Genomic DNA, 20973 nt, shown 5'->3' with positions numbered 1-20973 from the left:
TTAATCCAGCCTTGTATGCGTGCGACGTAGCAGCGCATCGCCGAGCAGGTTGCAGCCAATCACCAGCGCCGCAATCACCAAACCGGGATAGAGCACCAGCCATTGCGACAGCAGCATGTAAGAGCGACCTTCGCCAATCAGATTGCCCAGCGTTGGCGTGGGTGGCTGAATGCCCATGCCGAGAAAACCCACTGAGGCTTCGAGCACGATCAGGCGTGGGATATCCAGCGTTAGCAACACCACCAGCGGCGTCAGCAGATTGGGCAGGATATGCCGTAGCAGTATGCGCAGCGGCGAAAAGCCCATGGCGCGCACCGCCTGAATATATTCCAGTTCCCGAATCTCTAAGGTTTTGGCGCGCGCCACACGGGCATAAATCGCCCAACTGGTACAGCCCATAATCACAATGATGTTGGTCAGTGACCCGCCCATCAGCGCAATTACCAGCAAAATCAACAGAATAAACGGCACCGCCAGCTGGATGTCGATCAGTCGCATGATCAGCGCATCAACCCAACCGCCGGCGTAACCGGCGATCATACCGAGCGCGACGCCAATCACCGCGCCAATCGCCGCCGCGACCAACACCACCAGTAGCGACAAGCGCGTCCCGGAGAGAATGCGCGCCAGCAGATCGCGGCCCAGTTGATCGGTGCCGAGCCAATGCGTGGCTTGCGCACCGGGCGAACCCGGCGGCAGGAACATCTCATTGAGATTGTTACTTAAGGCATCGGGCAACGGCAGCCACGGAGAGAGCAGCGCCGCGGCAATCACCACGATCAGCAAAAGGCTGCCGATCACCGCATCGCCGTAAATCAGGCGGCGCGGACGGCGCTGCAGCACGGTGCCCGGTGAAATCATTTCAGCCTCAGATCAAACAGCGGGATGCGGGCATCGACGCGGCCTTTGAAGTTGAGCGACGTGCTGTGCGCATACAAGGTATCTTCACGGTACAGCGGCAGCAGCGGCTGTTGTTCCGCGACGCGTTGCTGAATCTGCTCTAACACTTTTTTGCGCGCAACGGGATCGACAATCTGACGGCTTTGGTCGAGCAGCTTATCCAGCTCTGCATCATGCACGGTGGAATAGGGCTCGCCGCTGCGCAGGATGGGGAACAGCGCGGCATCGGCATCCAGCGTCTGCGTGGATCCCCACGCCAGCATATACATCGGAGCCTGTTTCTGGGACGCGACCTGCTGGGTGTAAACCGACCATTCCGGCACCTCCAGCTCGGCTTTCACGCCAATGGCGGCTAAATCCTGCACGATGGCTTGCGCCACATCGGCGCTGGCAATATAGCGGCGCGGCGCCTGGAAGCGCAGGGTAAAGCCGTTTGCGTAACCGGCTGCAGCCAGCAGCGACTTGGCTTTCGCCACATCCTGCGCGGTGGCCGGAACCGCCAGATAACCAAAGTCATTGGCTCCGGCCATGGTGCCGGTTGGCGTGCCAAAGCCGTGCAGCAGCTGTTGGGTATAAGCCTGACGGTTCAACGCCAGCGAAAGCGCCTGACGGACGCGCACATCACTCAGCGGTTTCTCATCATCTTTAAGGCCGAGATAAATCGTCAGTCCGCCGCCTTTCACCTGTTCCAGTTCGACGTTGGGGCGATTTTTCAGCGCGGGGACTAAATCGGCTGGCACGCTTTCAATCAGCTGCACTTCGCCGGTCAGCAGCGCGGTGAGGCGTGCGGTGGCTTCGGGAATCGGACGCCAGGTAACGCGATCAATCGCCGGTTTGCCGCGCCAGTAAGTTTCATTGGCGACCATCACCACTTTTTCATCCGGGATAAAGCTATCCAGCTTGTAAGCGCCGCTGCCTACCGGTTTGCGTGCGAACTCGCTGGCGCCGACTTTCTTCACGTACGCTGGCGGCACAATGTAAGCCGGGTAGCGGCTCATGCGCGTGGGCAGCAGAGGATCCGGGCCGTTGGTGTGGATCTGCACCTGATAGTCGTTGATCACGTCCACCGATTTGATGGTGCGGATATAGGAAATCGTCGGTGCGTGATTGGCGGGGTCTAAAATACGATCGATGGAGAACTTCACCGCTTCGGCGTTCACCGGCTCGCCATCGGTAAATTTCACGCCCTGGCGCAGGGTAAATTGCCAGGTGGTGTCGTTAATCGCTTTCCACTCAGTGGCTAAGCCCGGCTGTAATGACATGTCATCGGCGCGGCGCACTAAGGTATCGAAGAGGTTGTCGACTAAGGTGGCAGATTCTTTGAGAAAGCCGGGATCCATCGCCGTGGCAGACGTGGGTTGGCCAATGGTCAGTTCCGCTGCCTGTACGGCTGGCATCAGAGCAAATAGCAACGCGGTGGTGGCAAACTTCACTGCAGGTAATCTCATAACGTTTCCCAAAATTGCCAACGGCAAGGTAGTGAAAAGAGTGGATACTGCCAGAATCAAGACTGTGCTTATTTGTAATACATGATATATCCTATAATCTGGCAAGTTGGCAATAAAACATTAAAAATAACTTACCATTTGCGAAATTCAGTAGAAGGCCCTCAACGTATGATCGAAATGGATAAAGCGCAGCGCATGAGTTTGACCGCGCAGGTTGAATCGTCACTGCGCAGCGCGCTGATTGTTGGCAAGTTAAAACCCGGCGCACGGCTGGTGACGCGCGATTTGGCGACTCAATTGGGTACCAGCATCACGCCGGTGCGTGAAGCCTTGTTGCGACTGGTTTCTGCCGGAGCATTAGACGCCACGCCAGCTGCGGCGTTTCTGGTTCCGGAAATGACGCGCCAGCGCTTTGATGAGATTACGCTGATTCGTAAGCAGCTTGAAGGTTTAGCGGTGAGGGCGGCGACGCCATTTTTGGGAAAAAAACAGATTTCTGAGCTGAAAAAACTCTGCGCGCGCTTTATGCAAGCCAAACAAAGCGGTGATGCCGAGGCGGCGTTAGAAGCTAATCGCGCGTTCCGTTTTACGCTCTATGGCTATGCGCAAATGCCTACGCTGGAGGCGCTGATCGAACAGCTTTGGGTGCAGATCGGTCCGTGCTTTAACTATCTCTATCCGCAGCCAGCCGAGGTGGTGAATGGGCATCATAACTATGATCACCTGCTGGAAGCGTTACAGGTCGGTGATGCGGTCACCAGTGAAAAGATATTGATGAAAGCGATTGATGATGGGGCTGCGATTTTGCATCAGCACTATTTCAATCAGTAAAAAGCAAAAGAGCGCGTGAACCTTGCCGCTACTAAGCGTGCAATTATTTGTAGCGGCGTAATGCATTGCGCATCTGATTAACCGCGCGGTCACCGCAATGACATAAAACCTTCATTTCCTTCCGCTAGCTTACCGCCATTCTGATTTCTGGATTGCGGATGCATGAGCCACCTTTCGCTTCACCACATCACTAAAGCCTGGGGCGAGAAAATTGCCCTGGACGACATCAGCTTCGACGCGGCAGAAGGATCGTTTGTCGCGCTACTCGGTCCATCGGGCTGCGGTAAATCGACGCTGCTGCGTACCATCGCCGGACTGGAAACTGCCGATCGCGGGGCGATCCACTTTAAACACGCCGACATCACCCATCTGCCGCCGTCGCAGCGCAAGCTATCGATGGTGTTTCAGTCCTATGCGCTGTTTCCCCACCTTAACGTGCGTGAAAATCTGCTGTTTGGTTTGAAAGCGCGCGGCGAGGAGAAACAGTCGTTTGCTGCCCGCCTGGATAACGTCAGCAAGCTGATGGAGCTGGATAAGCTGCTGGATCGTTTGCCGTCGCAGCTCTCCGGCGGACAGCAACAGCGCGTGGCGCTGGGCCGTGCGGTGATCGCCAATAACACGCTGTGTTTAATGGATGAGCCGCTGTCGAACCTCGACGCCAGGCTGCGGCAAAGCATGCGCCGTGAAATCCGCGCGCTGCAGAAAAAACTCGGTTTGACCATGCTGTACGTCACGCACGATCAGACTGAAGCGATGAGCATGGCCGACAGCATTATCCTGCTCAACGATGGCCACATTGAACAGCACGGCACGCCAGACGATCTCTACAACAATCCCGCCAGCGTGTTTGCCGCACAGTTCATTGGCGCACCGCCGATGAACATCCTGCCGCTGCAGCGCAATGGCGCGCATCACTATCTGCTGCATCTCACCGCGCCGGTAGTGGAATACCGCGACGCGCCGCTGAGCCTTGGATTGCGTGCCGAAGATATCCAGCCGATCGCTGCAGAACAGGCGGCGCTGACCGCGCGGGTGATCAGTTCTGAATATATGGGCGCTGATACCTTGCTGGTGTGCCTGCTTGCTGGCATCAGCGAACCGCTGACCATTAAAGTGCCGGGCATGCAGCGCTTCACCGATGGCAGTGAGGTGGGATTGCAGTGGTCAGCCGCGCGGCAATATCTTTTTCATCGCGAGAGCGGTAAGCGCTGCGTGCCAGCCGAACAACAGATGTTTGCTTCACAGAAAAAATACGCCGTTTAACCGTTGTCATTTGCCCAAGGGAAAATCATGTCTGCGATTCGTTATTCACGTCTTTCTGCATTAGTTCTCGCCGTCACCACCTCAGCTTTTGCGGCTGAACCGGTCAAGCTACAAATGTATTACCCGATTGCGGTGGGCGGCAAAGTGAGCCACACCGTGGATTCGCTGGTGGCGGATTTCCAGAAAGTGCATCCGGACGTGAGCATTCAGCCGGTGTATACCGGTGACTACGCCACCACCGTGACCAAAGCGCTGACCGCCTTTCGCGGTGGCAACGCGCCGCAGCTGGCGGTGATCGGCGATATCGAAGCGTATTCACTGATTGATGCCGGTGCGATTGTGGCGGCCAGCGATTTAGCGCAGGGCGAGGAAGGCAAAAAATGGATCGACGGTTTCTACCCGGCGTTTCTGCGTCACATTGACGGCAAAGTGTGGGGCGTACCGTTCCAGCGTTCAACCGTGGTGATGTACTGGAACAAACGGGCGTTTGAGAAAGCCGGTTTGAACGCCGATACGCCACCGGCCAACTGGCAGCAAGTGGTCGAGTTCAGTAAGAAACTCACGATCAAAGATGCCAACGGCGTCAGCCAATGGGGCATCGAGATTCCGTCCACACCAAACGGCTACTGGAACTTCCAGGGCTTGTCCGCCACCAACGGCGGTCGTCTTGATAACGGCAAAGGTACAGCGGTGCACTTCAACACGCCGGGCAACGTGGAAACGCTGCAGTGGCTGACCGATCTCGGCCAGAAAGAGGACGTGTCGCCGAAGGGTGCCATTGCGTGGGGCACCACGCCGCAGGACTTCATTAGCGGCAAAACGGCCATGATGGTGACCACCACCGGCAACCTGACCAACGTGCGTGATAACGCGAAATTTCCGTTCGGTGTGGCGATGCTGCCGGAGAAAACCCAGCGCGGCAGCCCAACCGGCGGCGGCAACCTGTATGTCTTCAAAAATACCTCACCAGAACAGCAGAAAGCGGCGATGGAGTTTATCCGTTGGGTAACCTCACCCGAGCAGGCGGCACGCTGGAGTATCGCCACCGGTTATGTAGCGACCTCTCCGGCGGCATGGGATACCACGGTAATGAAGGATTACGTTAAAGAGGTTCCTCAGGCATTGGTGGCGCGTGAACAGCTGAAGTATGCGCAGCCAGAACTCTCGACTTACAACAGCGTGCAGATTCAGGATGCGCTCAATCACGCGGTAGAAGCGGCGGTGACGCAGGCGAAAACGCCAGCCGAAGCGCTGGAAGATGCGCAGAAGCAAGCCGATCGTCTGCTGAAGTCTTATCAATAATGACGAGCACGATTCTCACCGTCGCGCCGGTTCGTCGTCCCCGGTTATGGTCGATGCAGCTGTATGGCTACCTGCTGATTTTACCGGCACTGAGTTTTTTACTGCTGTTTACGCACTATCCGGCGGTTGCGACCGTATGGGAAAGCCTGTTCAGCGCAGCACGTAACGGTCGTCCAGCCCATTTTGTTGGGCTGGATAACTATCTTGCGCTGCTGGATGACGACATCTTCATTCAGTCGCTGTGGAATAACCTGCTGTATGCGTTGATCACCATTCCGCTGGCGGTCACGCTGGCGCTGCTGATGGCGCTGGCGGTCAATCGTCATAAGCGTGCCAATGCGTTGGTGCGCACCGCGTTCTTTATTCCTTCGCTGCTGCCGATGATCGCCATCGCCAATCTGTGGCTGTTCTTCTACACGCCGCAGCTGGGTTTGCTGAATAAGCTGCTGGCGCTGTTTTCGCTGCCAGCGATGAACTGGCTCGGCGAACCGGGTAGCGCCTTGTACTGTTTGATGGCGGTATCGGTATGGCGCGAAGCGGGCTTCTTTATGATCTTTTATCTCGCCGCTTTGCAGCAGATCGATCCGCGCCTCAGCGAAGCCGCGCAGATAGAAGGGGCGTCGCGCCGCTATTTCTTCCGCCGCGTGCAGTGGCCGCTGCTGATGCCCACCACGCTGTTTGTGCTGATCAATGCCTCGATGAATGCGTTTCGCATCGTCGATCAGGTGATCGCGATGACCAACGGCGGGCCGAATAACAGCAGTAGCCTGCTGCTGTTCTACATCTATCGCACTGCCTTCAGCTTCTGGGATATGCCCGCCGCAGCGGCAATGACGGTGGTACTGCTGGTGATCCTCGCCGCGATTGCACTGCTTAAATTCAACCTGCTGGACAAGCGAGCCCATTACCAATGAAGCCAACAATCACGTTTGGTCGCCTGTGTCTGAATATGGGCATTGGGCTTGCCGCGTTGCTGTGGTTTTTACCGATTCTGGTGGCGATCTGGGTGGCGATTCATCCGGCATCCGATCAGGCGAGCTTTTCGCTTTTTTCGCCGCTGACCTTGCAGAACTTCGTTAATGCCTGGCACGCCGCGCCCTTTGGTCGCTACTTCCTCAATACCAGCTTGCTGGTGCTGATGATTGTGGTGGTGCAGCTGATTCTGGCGACCATGGCCGCTTACGCATTAGTGCGCTTCCGCCTGAAATTCTCCGGCGCGATCTTCGCGCTGATCCTGCTGCAGCTGATGATCAGCCCCGACGTGCTGATTCTGAATAACTACAAAACCATCGGCGCGCTGGGTTTCCGCGATACGCTGACCGGCATCGCGCTGCCGTATTTCTCCTCGGCCTTCGCCATCTTTCTGCTACGCCAGACCTTTAAAAGTATTCCGCTGGTATTGGAAGAGGCGGCGATTGTGGAAGGTGCCAGCCGCTTTTACATTCTGCGCAAGATTTACATCCCGCTGGCGAAGCCGATCTATGTGGCGTTTGCGCTGGTGTCGATCAGCTTCCACTGGAATGATTTCCTCTGGCCGCTGGTGATTACCGATTCGGTCAACGTGCGGCCGCTCACCGTGGGCCTGCAACTGTTCTCGGCGCCGGAGCAGGGCGTGCAATGGGCGTTGATTGGCGCTGCTACGTTAATGACGACGTTGCCGCTGTTAGTGCTGTTCCTGATCTTCCAGCGTCAGTTTATTCAATCTTTTATGCGTGCTGGTATTCGCTAAGGAGTGCTTTTCGTGTCTTATCCGCATCCGCTGACTGAACTGCAGCGTGAACTGCTGGGCGATGTCGCCGAGCTCTATGCCTTGCCCGATGTGCGTTCCGCGCCGCTGAGCAGCACGCTGCGTTTTGGTTTGATTGCCGATCCGCAATATGCCGACATCGACGCCGATATGGCGAAAAATCTCTACTATCGTCACGCGCTTCATAAGCTGCCGCAGGCGATTGCGGTGTTGAATCAGCAGCCGCTGGATTTTGTCGTTACGCTGGGGGATTTAGTCGATCGCGACTGGAACAGCTACGCGGCGATATTGCCGATTTACGATCGCCTCGAACATCCACATGCGGTGGTGCTGGGTAATCACGATGCGCAGACCATCGCGCAGCATCTCAACGAAGCCGCTGCGCTACCCAAAAGCTATTACGCCTTTGGGCTGCAGGGCTGGCGTTTTATTGTTTATGACGGCAACGACATCAGCCTCTATTGCAACTCGCAGAACGGTGACGATCGCAAGCAGGCGGAGGCAATGCTGGTGGACCTGACCGCGCGCCAGCAGCCGCAGGCGAAACCCTGGAACGGTGCGGTAGGAACGCTGCAAATGGCGTGGATTGAGCAGCAGTTGCAGCAAGCCCGCCAGCAAGAGGAGAAAGTGGTGGTGTTTGGGCATTATCCGCTGGCGCCGCATAACAGCCACAACTTACTCAACGGCAGCGCGCTGGCAGGGCTGTTTTCTAGTTACAACATACTATGCTGTTTCTCTGGACACGATCATCGCGGCGGCTTTGCGCGCATCGGTCAAACAGGCTTCTATACACTCAAAGGGATGCTGGATGGGGCAGAAGAGGTGCCGTTTGCGGTGGTTGAAATTGAGGGCGATGAAGTCATTGTGAAAGAATACGGTGTAGCGTCGCCATTTATGGCGTAATGCCGATCAGTTAAGCATCACATCACGGCACATTTCGTAGCGGCGCGATTTATCGCGCAATGAATTGCGCCGCTACGATTTGTGCGCGCAATAATATGTGTTTTTATCTCTCAACTGACAAACATTACGCCATTTATGGCGACCACTCATGATGATGCCGGCATCTGCCCGCGCTGACGATGTGTCGCAATCTCTTCGGCGCGTTGCAGCAACTGCTGCAAATCATCCTCATCGATATCCAGCACTTCACCGCTCTCCAGCGCCTGATGCAGGTCTTCACGCGTAATCGCTACGTCGATCACCACAGGCGGCGCTTTGGTTTCCGTTGCCGCCAGCGGATGCGGATAACGACGTCCGGCGAGATTGTTAAACAGCAACGCCAGCAGCGCGAGGCAAACCGAGTTCAACAGCACCGGCGTCAGAATAAAGTGGTAACCCAGCTGCTGGACGCCGTTACCGCCCAAAATTGCGGTCAGCGCCACCGCGCCGCTCGGTGGATGCAAACAGCGCAGTTGAAACATCAACGCGATCGTCACACAGGCCGCGATACCACACGCCAGCGCGGGATGGGGAACCCACAGCGCGGTGGTGACGCCAACAACGCCCGCCACCAAATTGCCGCCGACAATTGACCACGGCTGCGCCAGCGGACTGTTCGGCAGACCAAACAGTAATACCGCTGAAGCGCCCATCGGCGCGACAAACCACAGATTCACTCCACCCAGCAGCCAGTGGCTGGTCAGGCTGGTCATCATTAAACCCAATCCCGCGCCAATGCTGGCGATGACCATCTGCTTTCTGCCTCCCGGTAACGGATGGGGCCAAAGGCGGGCCAGAAAGGTGCGCACGGAGGTTATCCACGTCACCGATGGCTGATTTGTCATTACGGAATCACTCTGTCATAAGAAAAAACGATGGGTGCGAATTGTCGCTGATCGATCCGTTGACAACAACCACATTGTTAGTGTGCTGTTATATCGTGGTAAGAGAAATGCTGATGATTGTCGCGAGGCTTAACCAACGCCTAAGGTTGCTGTATAGTCCGTTTTTTTTCGGAGGAACCATGCTGCCTAACTCATCCACACGCCTGAACAAATACATCAGCGAGAGCGGAATCTGCTCACGCCGTGATGCCGATCGTTACATCGAGCAAGGCAACGTTTTCATAAACGGTAAACGCGCTGCCGTCGGTGCGCAGGTGTTTGCAGGGGATGAAGTCAAAGTGAACGGGCAGCTGATTGAGCCGCGTGACGAAGAAGACTTAGTGCTGATTGCGCTGAACAAACCGGTTGGCATCATCACCACCATGGAAGAGGGTGAGCGTGACAACATTGGTGATTTCGTTAATCACAGCAAGCGCGTGTTCCCGATTGGTCGCCTGGATAAAGATTCGCAGGGACTGATTTTCCTCACCAACCACGGCGATCTGGTGAATAAAATCCTGCGTGCCGGAAATAACCACGAAAAAGAGTATGTGGTCACCGTTGATAAACCGATCACCGATGAATTTATTGCCGGAATGGGCGCGGGCGTACCGATGCTCGGCACCGTCACCAAAAAGTGCAAAGTTAAAAAAGAGTCGACCTTTGTCTTCCGCATCATTCTGGTTCAGGGGCTGAATCGTCAGATTCGTCGAATGACCAAGCACTTCGGCTTTGAAGTGACCAAGCTTGAACGTACGCGCATCATGAACGTCAGCCTGAAAGGCATTCCGCTCGGCGAGTGGCGCGATTTGACCGATGACGAGCTGATTGATCTGTTCAAACTGATTGAAGACTCATCATCCGAAGATCAAAAAACGCAGAAGACGCAGGCGAAAAAGAAACCCGCCAGCGCGGCGAAAAAGCCCGCGACGGTTGGCGCTAAACCGGGTGAGAAAGCGGGAGCAAAACCGGCTAATCGCCAGCGTTTCGCCCAGCCAGGTCGTAAGAAGAAAGGGCGTTAATTTTCTTTCCCCGCGCACAGCGCGCGGGGAAAAGCCGTCACTTGTCGTTGCCAAACCCTTGCTTCTTCAGCGCGTCCAGCACGTGCGGGAAGTAAATCTTGTGATAATAACCGCTAACGCTTTCACTCCAGCTCTCGCCATCCTCACGTCCGGTATTTTTCCAGTGCTGCACCATCTCCTGATTATAGGCAGCGATGTGTTGCTCCAGTCCATCACGTTGATAGCGCTCTTCATGACGGAAGGTAGCCAGCGGCAGACGCGGCTTCTGATGCGCAGGCTGATCGACATGGCCAATCACCACGCCCGCTACCGGGAATGTATATTCCGGCAAATCCAGCAAGCGGATTAACGCCTGCGCATCGCGACGAATACCGCCAATCGGCACAATGCCCAAACCTTCTGCACGCGCTGCCGCCATGATAGAACCCAACGCAATACCCACATCGGTTGAGCCCGACACAATGCTTTCGATGCTCTGCTGCGCGATCTGCTCGCGGTCGATAGCGTTCATCGCCAGACGCGATTTATGCATATCCAGCACCAGGGTAATAAACACCGGCGCTTTGGCAATCCACGGCTGACCGCCAGCAATCTGGGAGATTTGTGCGCGTCTTTCAGCATCGCGCGTCACCACCAAAGAGACCTGCTGCGAGTTCACCGAGGTTGGCGCGCGATACGCGGCCGAAATGATGCGATCCAGCACCGCATCCGCAACGGGAAGGTCGGTAAAACTGCGATCGCTTTTATGACTGGTGAAAATATCGATTAATGAACTCATGGATCCTCCTGATTGGGAGGCGAGAGCGTAGCAGAAGAGAGAGTGATGTGACTTAACCGTTGTTGCCGTGGCTAACTACTTCTTTTGAATAAGCAAAGTGCGGAATGGGATAAGCGATGAGACCGGTGCATAAAGCACCGGCTAAGCGACTCTGGCTTCAGCGACAGCCGGATGAACGCTGCGATCGGGTCCGCTCAGCATCACCGGTTTACCGGAGCGTAATCCGCGCTGGAACTGGGTCATGCGTTCATGGCTGATCCCGGCACCGCACCACAACAGGTGATGATCGTGGCGGCTTTCTGAACTGTACAGCATCGGTTGTGAGGTTTGATCCACCTCGACGCAGAACCCTTGTCCGGTAAGGCGAATGGCTTCCAGCCACACTTCCGTTTCATCGCCGGTGCTGACCACTTCCAGTAACAGTGGCATCTGCTGCTGACGGGCTGAAGCGCGTTTTACACAGTCGCTGTGATGAACGATCGCTTCATGAAAGCGCGTTAACCGACGCGATGCGCCGCGACGCGTATCATCACGCAGCCAGCGGTTGAGCGGTTTCATCAGCACATTGACGAAATCGTCGCTGCTGTAATCGCCCGCCAGATTGCGCACAGTACGCGCCAGTTCTCGATCAGAGCCTAACTCCAGTTGCCGTAACAGATCGCCGCGGCGTGCCACCCAACCAGACGAAGAGTAATCGAGCCCGCAGTGTCGGCCTTGATAGATTTGCCACAGCGTGGCGCCACCCGAGGTCAATGCCATCATGGCGAGCACTTCATCAACCTGATGTCGGCTCCAATCCTTATTGACGTGATTCTCAGAAATTAATCCACCGCGCAACCAGCGACGTAAATTGGCGCGGTTGGCACCGGTAATGGCGCAAACGGTTTCAGTTGAATAAAAGTTCATTACGAGCCCTCAGATAGAGGGTGAATGGCCGTGGGTGCTAATCCAGGATGAGTGACCATCCTGAACCTTATCTGTATGGATTACCAGTATCTTTACGTAACTGTGCATAAAAAACCGACAAAGCGCAGCGGGAAAAAACGCACCGAACTAGTGCGTATTGGCTATTACCAATCGCCAGCTAGCCTAAGGAGAAAATAGCATTATGGATAAAAAATGGCTGTGATAATTTTTATTTCACACGCCAGATAACAGGCGTCACACAACATTATTTTATTGTTTCCAGGGATATTAAGAATGAAAAAGCACCGCCTGGCAGGTCTGTTATTGGCTTCTCTATCACTATTATCAGGAATGGCGCACGCCGAGGATCAACCGATTCCGTCGCTGGCGGGTAAACGCATTGGCATTACCGTCGCGGGTACCGATCACTACTGGGATTTGAAAGCTTATCAGGGACAAATCGATGAGGTGAAGCGCCTTGGCGGAACGCCGATTGCGCTGGATGGCGGGCGTAAAGAGTCGCAGCAAATTGCGCAGATTCAGACGCTTATTGCGCAAAAACCGGATGCCATTATTGAAACCCTTGGCACAGCGTCGGTGCTGGAACCCTGGCTGAAAAAAATCCGCGAAGCGGGCATTCCTTTATTTACCGTTGATACCGCCAGCCCATCCAGTATTAACGTCACCACATCGGATAATTTTTATATTGGCGAACAGTTAGCATTAAAACTGGTAAACGACCTGCGCGGCGAAGGCAATATTTTGGTATTTAACGGTTTCTATGGCGTGCCGGTAGTCGCAATGCGCTACGACCAGTTAAAAGCCGTGCTGAAGTGGTATCCGAAAATTAAAATTATCCAACCTGAATTGCGCGATGTCATCCCGAATACCGTGCAGGATGCGTATGCGCAAATCAGTCAATTACTAAATAAATATCCGAAAGGTTCGGTGCAGGCGATTTGGGCGGCGTGGGATGTGCCGCAAATCGGCGCCACGCAGGCGGTAGACGCTGCCGGACGCAACGAAATCAAAACGTACGCGGTGGATGGCAGCCCGGATGTGGTGTCGCTGGTTAAAGATCCCAAATCCAGCGCGGCAGCGGTGGTGGCGCAGCAGCCGTATGTGATTGGCCAAACGGCGGTGCAGAACGTAGCGAAATACCTCGCTGGCGATCGTTCGTTGCCGCCCGCAACCTATGTGCCGTCGATTCTGGTGACTAAAGAGAACGCTGCCGAAGCGCAGAAAACCCTGGGTCAAACGGATGGTAAATAACGCGCCGCTGTTGCAACTGCACGCCATCAGCAAAGCTTTTGATGGCGTGCCTGCGCTGCAATCGGTGTCGCTCAGCGTGCATGCCGGTGAAGTACACGGCTTGATTGGCCATAACGGTGCGGGTAAACGACGCTGATCAAAGTGTTAGGCGGCATTCACGCCGCCGATCGCGGCAGCATCGAGCTGGATGGCCAGCCGCTTACGCTCGCTACGCCCGCGCAGGCGCAACGCCAGGGCATCGCCATCGTGCATCAGGAGCGATTGTTGCCCGGCTCGCTAACGGTGGCGGAAGCGCTGTGGCTTGGCAACGAACCGCGCTTAGCCGGTACGCCGTTTATCCTGCGACGTCGTATGCGCCAGCAAACAGAGCAGCAGCTGCAGCAGCACTTTGGTTTGCAACTCGATCCTGATGCGTTGATCGCCACGCTGAGCGTGGCGGAGCAGCAACTGGTGCAAATCTGTCGCGTGCTGCAAAACGCGCCGCGCGTGGTGGTGCTGGATGAACCGACCGCCGCGCTGGCGCGCCATGAAGTGCATGCGCTGTTCCGGGTAATTGAACGCATGCGCCAGCAGGGCATCGCGCTGCTTTATGTTTCGCACTATCTCGATGAAATTCAGGAGCTGTGCCAACGCGTCACGGTGCTACGTGACGGCAAAGACGTGGCGCAGTTCAACGCAGATCAACTATCACCGGCGGCACTGATCGCGGCGATGGTAGGCGACGCGCGTCATGAACTGGCACCGCGTCAGTCGCGCCGCGCCGGTGCGCAAGTACTGCAGGTTACTGCGCTCAGCGCGCCCGGCAGTTTTCACAGTGTGTCGTTCACCGGCCGACAAGGCGAAATCATCGGCATCACCGGCTTGTTAGGTTCCGGCGGTAAAGCGCTGATTCGCGCGCTGTTCGGGCTGGAAAACGGCGTCAGCGGCAAGGTTACGCTGGGCGAAGTGAGCGGCGTGCCGGCTTCTCCACATGCCGCAGTGAAGCGCGGTATCGCCTTTGTACCGGAGGATCGCCGCGCCAACGGCGTCGCGTTAAATTTGTCATTGCGTGACAATGTCACCTTAACCACGGTGCAACGCTTGCTGCGCTGGGGCGGCGTTTCGCGTCAGGCGGAGAGCGAACTGGTGGCGAAGAACATTCAGCAACTGGATATCCGCACGCCGGGGCAGCTGGCGGCGCTGCGTCAGCTTTCGGGCGGCAACCAACAGAAAGCGGTGCTGGCCAAATGGTTAAACACCGGTGCGCGTCTGTATTTGCTGGATGAGCCCACGGTGGGCGTTGATATTGCGGCTAAGGCGGCGATTTATCACACATTGCAGCAGTTGGCTGATGACGGCGCCCTGATTCTGGTGTTCTCCACCGATTTACTCGAACTGCAAACGCTGGCCGATCGCATTATGGTGCTGGCGCGCGGCGAACATGTCGCCACGCTGGAGGCACAGCACACCAGCCATCAGGAAATTCTCTCCTGGGCTTCGGGCACCGGCGCGTTAACGGAGCGTGCTTCATGAGTGATGTTACCCAATCTGCACCGCTTGTAGCACCGCGCAGCGTGCGTGGTCAGCAGTGGCTGCAACACGTTTCGCTGCTGATTATTGTGCTGGTTTTAGCCGTCTTTGCCTGGCTGTCGCCGATTTTTCTTACGGTGATGAATCTTGGCAACGTGCTACAGCAGACCGCGGTGGTTGGCACGCTGGCGCTTGGCTTAACGCTGGTTTTAAGCGGCGGCGGCTTGCAGGGTATTACCGGCGGCATTGATCTGTCGATTGCCGCCAACCTTGGCCTAAGTGCGGCGGTGTTTGCCAGCCAGCTCAACGCCGGTCAGCCCATCGCGATTGCCTTGCTGCTGACGCTGTTTACCGGTGCGGCTGTGGGTTTGTTTAACGCGCTGGCGATTGTCTGGCTGGGGATTTTGCCGCTGCTGGCAACGCTCACCAGCATGAATATCGCTATCGGCCTGGAAATGGTGCTGACCAGCAACGCCTCGGTGTCGGCCAGCAGCGATCTGCAAAATCTGTTGTTAAGCAACGGCCCTTTAGCGGTGTCGTGGCTGGGCTGGTCGTTTCTGCTGCTGGCGTTTGGCATGATCGCCTTGAGCCGCCTGACGTCCTTTGGCCTGCGCTTGCAGGCGGTGGGCAGCCATCCGCAGGCGGCGAATGCGGCGGGCATCGGCGTTAAACGCTATCAGGGTTTGAGCTACGTGTTGTGTGGCGTCAGCGCGGCTATCGCGGCAATTGCGTCGGTGTCGCTACTAAGCGGCAGTTCGCCTGGCGCCAACGACAATCTGTTGATGGTGATCGCGGCGGCGCTATTGGGCGTGGTGTTTTCCCGTCGTCTGGTGCCGACACTTGGCGGCGCACTGATTAGCGCGCTATTTCTCAGCCTGATTGCCAACGGCTTTCAGCTGATCAATGTCTCAAGTTACTGGATAAACGGCGTCGAAGGCGTGTTGATCCTATTAGTGGTGGCGTTAACCGCGCTGTTACGTCGTCGCCAGTCAAGGAGAACGCAAGGTGTCTGATTCTTTGTTATCACCTGTCGCGCCACGCCCGCGCCAGACCGGCTGGCTGCGCGCCATCATCGTGCTGACCTTTGTAGCGCTGCTCGTGTTCTTTATTGTCGCGGTGCCCGCTTTTGCCACTGTCTCAAATATTCGCAGTGTGTTGCTCAATAACGTCGCGCCGCTGGCGATCGTCGCCCTGGCGATGACGTTGGTGACACGCATTGGCGCGATTGATCTCTCGGTGGGCACGGCGATCGATATTGCCTGTCTGGTTTTGGTGACACTGGTGCTGCATCAGGTCAGTTTGCCAGTGGCGCTGTTCGCGGCATTAATTGCCGCGCTGCTGGTTGGCGTGTTTAACGCCTTTTTGGTGACACAGTTGGGCGTGGAGCCGTTTCTCGCCACGCTTGGCACGCTGTTTATCGGACAAAGCGTGCAGCAGCTGTCGTCAAATGGCGGACAACCGGTTTATCTGCTGAGCCAGAAACTGCCCGATGGGTTTTCGGCGATAGGTCACGGCGCGCTGCTCGGCATTCCGCTGCCGTTGTGGCTATTGTTGCTGGTAGCGCTGGCGCTCTATCAGTTGCTGCATCGCAGCGCCACCGGCCGTTCATTGCGGGTGATGGGCGAGCAGTACAGCGTTGCGCAGCATTCGGGCGTGCCAGTGAAACGACTCACTGCGCTGGCGTTTATTCTCGCAGCGTTGATTGCCGGTATCGTCGGTTTGATTCTGGCGGCCAACGTCAAAGCCTGGGTGCCGCTGTCGGGCAATGCCTATCTGCTGAATGCGATTGGTGCCAGTTTTATTGGCGCCACCTTCGCGCCATCACGTCGGCCCAATGTGTTAGGCACGCTGCTTGGCGTGGTGCTGCTGAGCTTTATCGCCAACGGCTTGCTGCTGGTCGGCTGGAATTTTTACTGGCAACAGGTCGCCACCGGCGGATTAATTTTCATTGTGCTGGCCGTCGGGGCTCTGCGCGCGCGTCGTCACAGCTGAGAGAGGTCAAAGATGAGCCGGGCACCGTTTTTACTGTTTGGTTTTATGATGAATGTGCCGGGCCACATCTCCGCAGGATTGTGGCGGCATCCGCAGGATCAGGCTCATCGCTATACCGAACTACATTACTGGACCGATATTGCCCAACAGCTGGATCGCGCCGGGTTTGATGCGCTGTTCATCGCCGATGCGTTGGGCCAGCTAGACGTGTGGCAAAACAAGCCGGACGCGGCGCTGCGTCTGGCGACACAAATGCCGGTTAACGATCCACTGTTGCTGGTTTCTGCAATGGCAGCGGTGACGCAACATTTGGGCTTTGGTATTACCGTTTCCACCACCTACGAACAGCCGTATCTGCTGGCACGCAAATTCACCACGCTTGATCACCTGAGCAACGGGCGTATCGCCTGGAATGTGGTGACGTCAATGCTGGATTCAGCGGCACGTAATCTGGGGCTGACGCAGCAAATTCCGCACGATGAACGCTACGATCGCGCGCAGGAGTTTCTCGATATCACCGGCAAGTTGTGGGAAGGATCGTGGGAAGAGGACGCGGTGCGGCGCGATAAGCAAAACAGCGTGTATAGCGATCCGGCCAAAGTGCACGCTATCAAACATGCCGGGCGCTGGTATCAGGTACCGGATGCGCACCTAAGCGAGCCCAGTCCGCAGCGCACGCCGGTGCTGTTTCAGGCGGGAACCTCCAGTCGCGGGGCGCAATTCGCTGCACGCAACGCGGAAGTAATTTTTCTCGGCGGCGTTACGCCGCAGGCCATTGCTGCGGATATCCAACGTATTCGCCAGTTAGCCGCAGCAGAAGGGCGCAATGCGGCTTCGCTGCGTTTCGTCACGGCTATCACGGTGATCACCGCAGAGAGTGATGAAGCCGCGCAGGCTAAATATCGCGATTATCAGCAGTACATCAGCGAAGAGGCCGCGCTGGCGCTGTTCTCTGCGTGGACCGGTATCGACTGTTCACAGGAGGATTTGGATACGCCGCTAGCGTTTCGTGAAACCGATGCCTGTCGCTCAGCCTTAGCCAGCCTGACGCGCATTGACGATCAAAAACGCTGGACGCTGCGTGATGCGGCGCGCTACATCGGCATTGGCGGATTGCATCCGCTGCTGATCGGCGGCCCAGAGAGCATTGCCGATCAGCTGGAACAGTTTGCCGCGGAGTCGGGTGTTGATGGTTTCAATCTGGCGTGGGCGATTAGTCCCGGCAGCTTTGAGGATTTTATCCAGCATGTGATGCCGGTGCTGCGTAGCCGAGGGCTTATCCGTGAAACGCCCGCGCAAGCCGTGACGTTGCGCGAACGGTTGTTTGGTCAGCCGCGACTCACGGCTGACCATCCAGCGGCACGTTTTCGCCACCGTTAATTCCAGGCATGGCGCGGCGGCGGGGTGCCATTGAGGTAATAATTGCCAACGTGGTAATACTTCCAGCGCACCGGATCGTGCAAGGTGAGGGAGCGCGCATTGCGCCAATGGCGATCGAGGTTGAACTCCTGCAGCGTTGAGCGCGTACCCGCCAGTTCAAACAGCTTGTTGCCTGCCAGAATAGCGATTTCGGTGGTTAACACTTTGGCTTCAGCGGTAGCAACCGTTGCTGCTGCAACCGTGCTTTCATCGGGTTGCTGCAGCGCCAGATCAATCGCTTCGCCAGCGCGCCACAGTAAGGCTTCAGCGGCGTGCAGGCGAATTTTCAAATCCCCGACTGCCGCCAGCGTAAAGTGATCATCGGATGCGCGCTCCTGGCCGCTATCAATCCACGGACGTGACCGCTCGCGCACAAAATGCAGCGTGTCTTCAACAGTGCCGCGAGCAATGCCCACATCCACCGCCGCCTGAATAATCTGCGAAATCGGACCGGCGGCAGTCGGGCGTTCAAACGCCTGATAAGCCGGGATCACGCGGGATAGCGGGGCGCGCACGTTCTCCAGCAGCACGGTGCCCGATGCCGTGGTGCGCTGACCAAAGCTCGACCAATTGTTAATGATGGTCACGCCCGGCGTGTTGCGATCCAGCACAATCAGATGCGCGCGATCCTGATCGTCGAGCGCCACTGCGTGAATTCGATGCGCCAGCAGTGCGCCGGTGGCGTAGAATTTCTCGCCGTTGATCACCACGTCATCACCTTCACGCTGAAAACGCGTCTGGAAATCGGCGACGGTGCGCGAATTCTTCTCGGAGAAAGCGTTGCCCCAGCGCAAGCCAGCCAGCACTTCGCCCAGTAGTTCTTGTTTCTGCGCCTCGCTGCCATCCGCCACCAGATGCGCCACGCCGGCTAAATGGTTCTGCGGTAGCTGACCGAGCGCGGAATCTGCCGCCGAAATGATGGCGATGACTTTCGCCACCGTCACCCAGGATACGCCCGCGCCGCCATAGATTTTAGGGATCGCCATCGCCCACAAGCCACTTTGTGAGAACGCATCCAATTCGTTGAGCGGCAAGATGCCTTCGCGGTCGCGCAGTGCGGCGTCACGCGCAAACTCTGAGGCCAGAGGTTGAGCAATCTCAATGGCTTCGGCATCATCACGAATGATATGCGCCGGTTCAGCAGGTAAGGGAACGGGTGCTTCAGGCTGTTGGGAATTGACCTTCAGGATGTGGGTTTGGCTGAGCGACATGAGAACTCCCGATAATGACGATGTAGGGAAAATATCTTCTCATGCGCTCAGCGCGCGCCATATCTCAATTGCGGCTATGCAAAGTGAAAAATAGCGTTAACACAACGGCTTACTGCGCGACTTTCACCACGGTTTTACCGAAGTTTTTGCCTTTCAGCATATCGAAAAACGCCTGCGGGGCATTTTCCAGCCCGTCGATCATGTGCTCGCGGTAGTGGATTTTTTGCTGCTCCACCAGCGGCGTCATCGCTTTGAGGAATTCAGGATAACGATCGCCGTAATCCTGGAAGATGATAAAGCCCTGCATGCGAATACGACGTTTAAGAATGCCGCCCATGATTTGCGGGGTGCGATCTGGGCCTGGCGGTAATTCGCGGCTGCTGTAACCAGAAACCAGGCCACACACCGGCACGCGCGCTGCGGTGTTCAGCAACGGGAATACCGCATCAAACACTTTGCCGCCAACGTTTTCGAAGTAGATATCAATGCCGTCCGGGCAGGCAGCCGCCAGTTGTTCCGCAAAGTCGTCACGATGGTGATCGATACAGGCGGAGAAACCGAGCTTCTCAATCGCATAACGACACTTCTCTTCACCCCCCGCAACGCCTACGACATGGCAGCCTTGGAGTTTCCCAAGCTGACCCACCGTTGCACCGACCGGGCCGGTAGCCGCCGCGACCACCAGGGTTTCACCCTGTTTTGGCTGGCCGATATCCATCAAGCCCATATAGGCCGTAAAGCCCGGCATACCGAGAATGCCCAGCGCCCAGGAAGGATGGGGCAGATCGCCCAATTTCGCCACGCCGTTTCCGTCCGAAACCGCATAGCTTTGCCAGCCGCTTTGCGCGAGGACCACATCGCCTTGCTGGAAATCCGCGTGTTTAGATTCCACCACTTCGCTCACCGTGCCGCCAACCATCGGTTGGTCGAGTTCAGCAGGTGCAGCATAAGATTTGCTGTCATCCATGCGCCCGCGCATATAGGGGTCAAGCGACAAATAGAGCGTGCGCAGCAGGATTTGGCCGTCCTTCACGTCAGGAATGGGCTGCTCCACCAGGCGGAAATTCTCTTTTACCGGTTCGCCATGCGGGCGTGAGGCTAATAGCCAAGCTTGATTACGTTGAGTAGATTGCGACATTTTTACCTCTATTAGCGTTTCCACGTGAGGCAAGTGTAGACGAGGAAAAGGCATTAAGGCCGCCTGTGCAGAACTTAAGTGTTGCTATATGATAACATTTTGGTAAAAATATAGACATTGTTATCATATACCAACATTAGAGGTTTTATGTTGCCTGGTTTGCAAGCAATAGGCGCTAAATGTCAGGAAAGGCGCAAGGCTAACCGTTGGACTCAAGCCGACGCTGCGACGCGTGCAGGCATTCATCGCACGGTTATTTCACAGATTGAAAATGGCCATTACGCGGGATCGTTGAAAGCATTTACTCTTTATTTGACGTCACTTGGATTGAAACTTTCAGCCATTGATTTCTCATTTCCACAACTAGAAGACCTGGACACTTTATTTGATGAGGGTTGACCTCATCCTT

Annotated in this window: 21 protein-coding genes; 14 read left to right on the top strand and 7 right to left on the bottom strand. The window is 56.3% G+C overall.

The features are described 5' to 3' along the window. Together KVT28_RS02695 and KVT28_RS02690 are read right to left on the bottom strand one after the other, a co-directional pair. Complete coding sequence (locus KVT28_RS02695) at window positions 1-861, bottom strand: ABC transporter permease (RefSeq protein ID WP_217546645.1); 861 nt, start codon at window positions 859-861, stop codon at window positions 1-3. Beyond that, complete coding sequence (locus KVT28_RS02690; RefSeq protein ID WP_110866135.1) at window positions 858-2348, bottom strand: ABC transporter substrate-binding protein; 1491 nt, start codon at window positions 2346-2348, stop codon at window positions 858-860. The genes KVT28_RS02695 and KVT28_RS02690 overlap by 4 nt, the downstream gene beginning before the upstream one ends. 168 nt (window positions 2349-2516) lie before the next feature. Here KVT28_RS02690 and KVT28_RS02685 point away from each other — a divergent pair, with 168 nt between their 5' ends. The 6 genes from KVT28_RS02685 to KVT28_RS02660 all read left to right on the top strand — a co-directional run bounded on the left by KVT28_RS02685 (window position 2517) and on the right by KVT28_RS02660 (window position 8394). Continuing rightward, a complete protein-coding gene (locus KVT28_RS02685; RefSeq protein WP_217546642.1) occupies window positions 2517-3179 on the top strand; it encodes a GntR family transcriptional regulator in 663 nt (220 codons plus the stop codon). Window positions 3180-3341: 162 nt separating this feature from the next. Next, window positions 3342-4442: an ABC transporter ATP-binding protein gene (locus tag KVT28_RS02680; protein WP_217546639.1), complete on the top strand. Its 1101-nt coding sequence runs from the start codon at window positions 3342-3344 to the stop codon at window positions 4440-4442. 27 nt (window positions 4443-4469) lie between these two features. After that, on the top strand, window positions 4470-5744 hold the full coding sequence (locus KVT28_RS02675) for an ABC transporter substrate-binding protein (protein WP_217546637.1): 1275 nt from the start codon (window positions 4470-4472) through the stop codon (window positions 5742-5744). After that, on the top strand, window positions 5744-6658 hold the full coding sequence (locus tag KVT28_RS02670; protein WP_217546634.1) for a carbohydrate ABC transporter permease: 915 nt from the start codon (window positions 5744-5746) through the stop codon (window positions 6656-6658). Before KVT28_RS02675 ends, KVT28_RS02670 begins: the two co-directional genes overlap by 1 nt. Beyond that, a complete protein-coding gene (locus tag KVT28_RS02665) occupies window positions 6655-7473 on the top strand; it encodes a carbohydrate ABC transporter permease (RefSeq protein WP_110866140.1) in 819 nt (272 codons plus the stop codon). Before KVT28_RS02670 ends, KVT28_RS02665 begins: the two co-directional genes overlap by 4 nt. 12 nt (window positions 7474-7485) lie before the next feature. After that, entirely contained in the window at window positions 7486-8394 is a 909-nt protein-coding gene (locus KVT28_RS02660) for a metallophosphoesterase (protein WP_217546632.1), read from the top strand. Between the two features lie 146 nt (window positions 8395-8540). Here the strand turns inward: KVT28_RS02660 and KVT28_RS02655 are convergent, their stop codons facing one another. Then, window positions 8541-9278, bottom strand: coding sequence for an HPP family protein (locus KVT28_RS02655; RefSeq protein ID WP_101764412.1), 738 nt, complete (start codon window positions 9276-9278; stop codon window positions 8541-8543). Window positions 9279-9457: 179 nt separating this feature from the next. Between KVT28_RS02655 and rluF the strand changes: the two genes are divergently transcribed. Beyond that, window positions 9458-10339 (top strand): 23S rRNA pseudouridine(2604) synthase RluF, encoded by an 882-nt coding sequence (gene rluF / locus KVT28_RS02650; protein ID WP_101764411.1) that lies wholly within the window; start codon window positions 9458-9460, stop codon window positions 10337-10339. A gap of 37 nt (window positions 10340-10376) precedes the next feature. Here rluF and KVT28_RS02645 read toward each other — a convergent pair whose 3' ends face one another. Further along, entirely contained in the window at window positions 10377-11117 is a 741-nt protein-coding gene (locus tag KVT28_RS02645) for a nitroreductase family protein (RefSeq protein WP_101764410.1), read from the bottom strand. A 141-nt stretch (window positions 11118-11258) separates the two neighbouring features. Next, complete coding sequence (locus tag KVT28_RS02640) at window positions 11259-12023, bottom strand: hypothetical protein (protein WP_110866144.1); 765 nt, start codon at window positions 12021-12023, stop codon at window positions 11259-11261. 294 nt (window positions 12024-12317) lie between these two features. On the opposite strand from KVT28_RS02640, the gene KVT28_RS02635 reads away from it, so the two are divergent. From KVT28_RS02635 to KVT28_RS02615, 6 genes are read left to right on the top strand one after another with little or no spacing between them, the layout of a single operon-like run. Then, a complete protein-coding gene (locus KVT28_RS02635; RefSeq protein WP_101764408.1) occupies window positions 12318-13295 on the top strand; it encodes a sugar ABC transporter substrate-binding protein in 978 nt (325 codons plus the stop codon). Further along, window positions 13285-13431 (top strand): hypothetical protein, encoded by a 147-nt coding sequence (locus tag KVT28_RS27735; RefSeq protein WP_240632931.1) that lies wholly within the window; start codon window positions 13285-13287, stop codon window positions 13429-13431. Before KVT28_RS02635 ends, KVT28_RS27735 begins: the two co-directional genes overlap by 11 nt. A gap of 5 nt (window positions 13432-13436) precedes the next feature. Beyond that, window positions 13437-14807 (top strand): sugar ABC transporter ATP-binding protein, encoded by a 1371-nt coding sequence (locus tag KVT28_RS02630; protein WP_240632930.1) that lies wholly within the window; start codon window positions 13437-13439, stop codon window positions 14805-14807. Next, entirely contained in the window at window positions 14804-15817 is a 1014-nt protein-coding gene (locus tag KVT28_RS02625) for an ABC transporter permease (protein ID WP_217546629.1), read from the top strand. The genes KVT28_RS02630 and KVT28_RS02625 overlap by 4 nt, the downstream gene beginning before the upstream one ends. Beyond that, the gene (locus tag KVT28_RS02620; RefSeq protein WP_101764406.1) at window positions 15810-16796 is read left to right on the top strand and encodes an ABC transporter permease; all 987 of its coding nucleotides are present in this window, start codon (window positions 15810-15812) and stop codon (window positions 16794-16796) included. The genes KVT28_RS02625 and KVT28_RS02620 overlap by 8 nt, the downstream gene beginning before the upstream one ends. Before the next feature lie 12 nt (window positions 16797-16808). Next, window positions 16809-18176 (top strand): LLM class flavin-dependent oxidoreductase, encoded by a 1368-nt coding sequence (locus tag KVT28_RS02615; RefSeq protein WP_101764405.1) that lies wholly within the window; start codon window positions 16809-16811, stop codon window positions 18174-18176. On the opposite strand, the gene KVT28_RS02610 is transcribed toward KVT28_RS02615, so the two are convergent. Beyond that, complete coding sequence (locus tag KVT28_RS02610) at window positions 18173-19426, bottom strand: SfnB family sulfur acquisition oxidoreductase (protein ID WP_217546627.1); 1254 nt, start codon at window positions 19424-19426, stop codon at window positions 18173-18175. The two genes, KVT28_RS02615 and KVT28_RS02610, sit on opposite strands and share 4 nt — an antisense overlap. 109 nt (window positions 19427-19535) lie before the next feature. Further along, a complete protein-coding gene (locus tag KVT28_RS02605) occupies window positions 19536-20564 on the bottom strand; it encodes an NADP-dependent oxidoreductase (RefSeq protein WP_101764403.1) in 1029 nt (342 codons plus the stop codon). A 147-nt stretch (window positions 20565-20711) separates the two neighbouring features. Here KVT28_RS02605 and KVT28_RS02600 point away from each other — a divergent pair, with 147 nt between their 5' ends. Further along, complete coding sequence (locus KVT28_RS02600) at window positions 20712-20963, top strand: helix-turn-helix domain-containing protein (RefSeq protein WP_101764402.1); 252 nt, start codon at window positions 20712-20714, stop codon at window positions 20961-20963. Window positions 20964-20973: the final 10 nt, after the last annotated feature.

The organism is Pantoea sp. GbtcB22 (assembly GCF_019091025.1).
GTDB classification, from domain to species: Bacteria; Pseudomonadota; Gammaproteobacteria; order Enterobacterales; family Enterobacteriaceae; genus Pantoea; species Pantoea leporis.
This window is presented reverse-complemented; position numbering and strand designations above follow the sequence as displayed.

Excerpts from the sequence above, each read along its gene's own strand:
- KVT28_RS02695 (WP_217546645.1), bottom strand. The coding sequence starts at position 861 with ATGATTTCACCGGGCACCGTGCTGCAGCGCCGTCCGCGCCGCCTGATT.
- KVT28_RS02690 (WP_110866135.1), bottom strand. The coding sequence starts at position 2,348 with ATGAGATTACCTGCAGTGAAGTTTGCCACCACCGCGTTGCTATTTGCT.
- KVT28_RS02685 (WP_217546642.1), top strand. The coding sequence starts at position 2,517 with ATGATCGAAATGGATAAAGCGCAGCGCATGAGTTTGACCGCGCAGGTT.
- KVT28_RS02680 (WP_217546639.1), top strand. The coding sequence starts at position 3,342 with ATGAGCCACCTTTCGCTTCACCACATCACTAAAGCCTGGGGCGAGAAA.
- KVT28_RS02675 (WP_217546637.1), top strand. The coding sequence starts at position 4,470 with ATGTCTGCGATTCGTTATTCACGTCTTTCTGCATTAGTTCTCGCCGTC.
- KVT28_RS02670 (WP_217546634.1), top strand. The coding sequence starts at position 5,744 with ATGACGAGCACGATTCTCACCGTCGCGCCGGTTCGTCGTCCCCGGTTA.
- KVT28_RS02665 (WP_110866140.1), top strand. The coding sequence starts at position 6,655 with ATGAAGCCAACAATCACGTTTGGTCGCCTGTGTCTGAATATGGGCATT.
- KVT28_RS02655 (WP_101764412.1), bottom strand. The coding sequence starts at position 9,278 with ATGACAAATCAGCCATCGGTGACGTGGATAACCTCCGTGCGCACCTTT.
- rluF (WP_101764411.1), top strand. The coding sequence starts at position 9,458 with ATGCTGCCTAACTCATCCACACGCCTGAACAAATACATCAGCGAGAGC.
- KVT28_RS02645 (WP_101764410.1), bottom strand. The coding sequence starts at position 11,117 with ATGAGTTCATTAATCGATATTTTCACCAGTCATAAAAGCGATCGCAGT.
- KVT28_RS02640 (WP_110866144.1), bottom strand. The coding sequence starts at position 12,023 with ATGAACTTTTATTCAACTGAAACCGTTTGCGCCATTACCGGTGCCAAC.
- KVT28_RS02635 (WP_101764408.1), top strand. The coding sequence starts at position 12,318 with ATGAAAAAGCACCGCCTGGCAGGTCTGTTATTGGCTTCTCTATCACTA.
- KVT28_RS27735 (WP_240632931.1), top strand. The coding sequence starts at position 13,285 with ATGGTAAATAACGCGCCGCTGTTGCAACTGCACGCCATCAGCAAAGCT.
- KVT28_RS02625 (WP_217546629.1), top strand. The coding sequence starts at position 14,804 with ATGAGTGATGTTACCCAATCTGCACCGCTTGTAGCACCGCGCAGCGTG.
- KVT28_RS02615 (WP_101764405.1), top strand. The coding sequence starts at position 16,809 with ATGAGCCGGGCACCGTTTTTACTGTTTGGTTTTATGATGAATGTGCCG.
- KVT28_RS02610 (WP_217546627.1), bottom strand. The coding sequence starts at position 19,426 with ATGTCGCTCAGCCAAACCCACATCCTGAAGGTCAATTCCCAACAGCCT.
- KVT28_RS02605 (WP_101764403.1), bottom strand. The coding sequence starts at position 20,564 with ATGTCGCAATCTACTCAACGTAATCAAGCTTGGCTATTAGCCTCACGC.
- KVT28_RS02600 (WP_101764402.1), top strand. The coding sequence starts at position 20,712 with ATGTTGCCTGGTTTGCAAGCAATAGGCGCTAAATGTCAGGAAAGGCGC.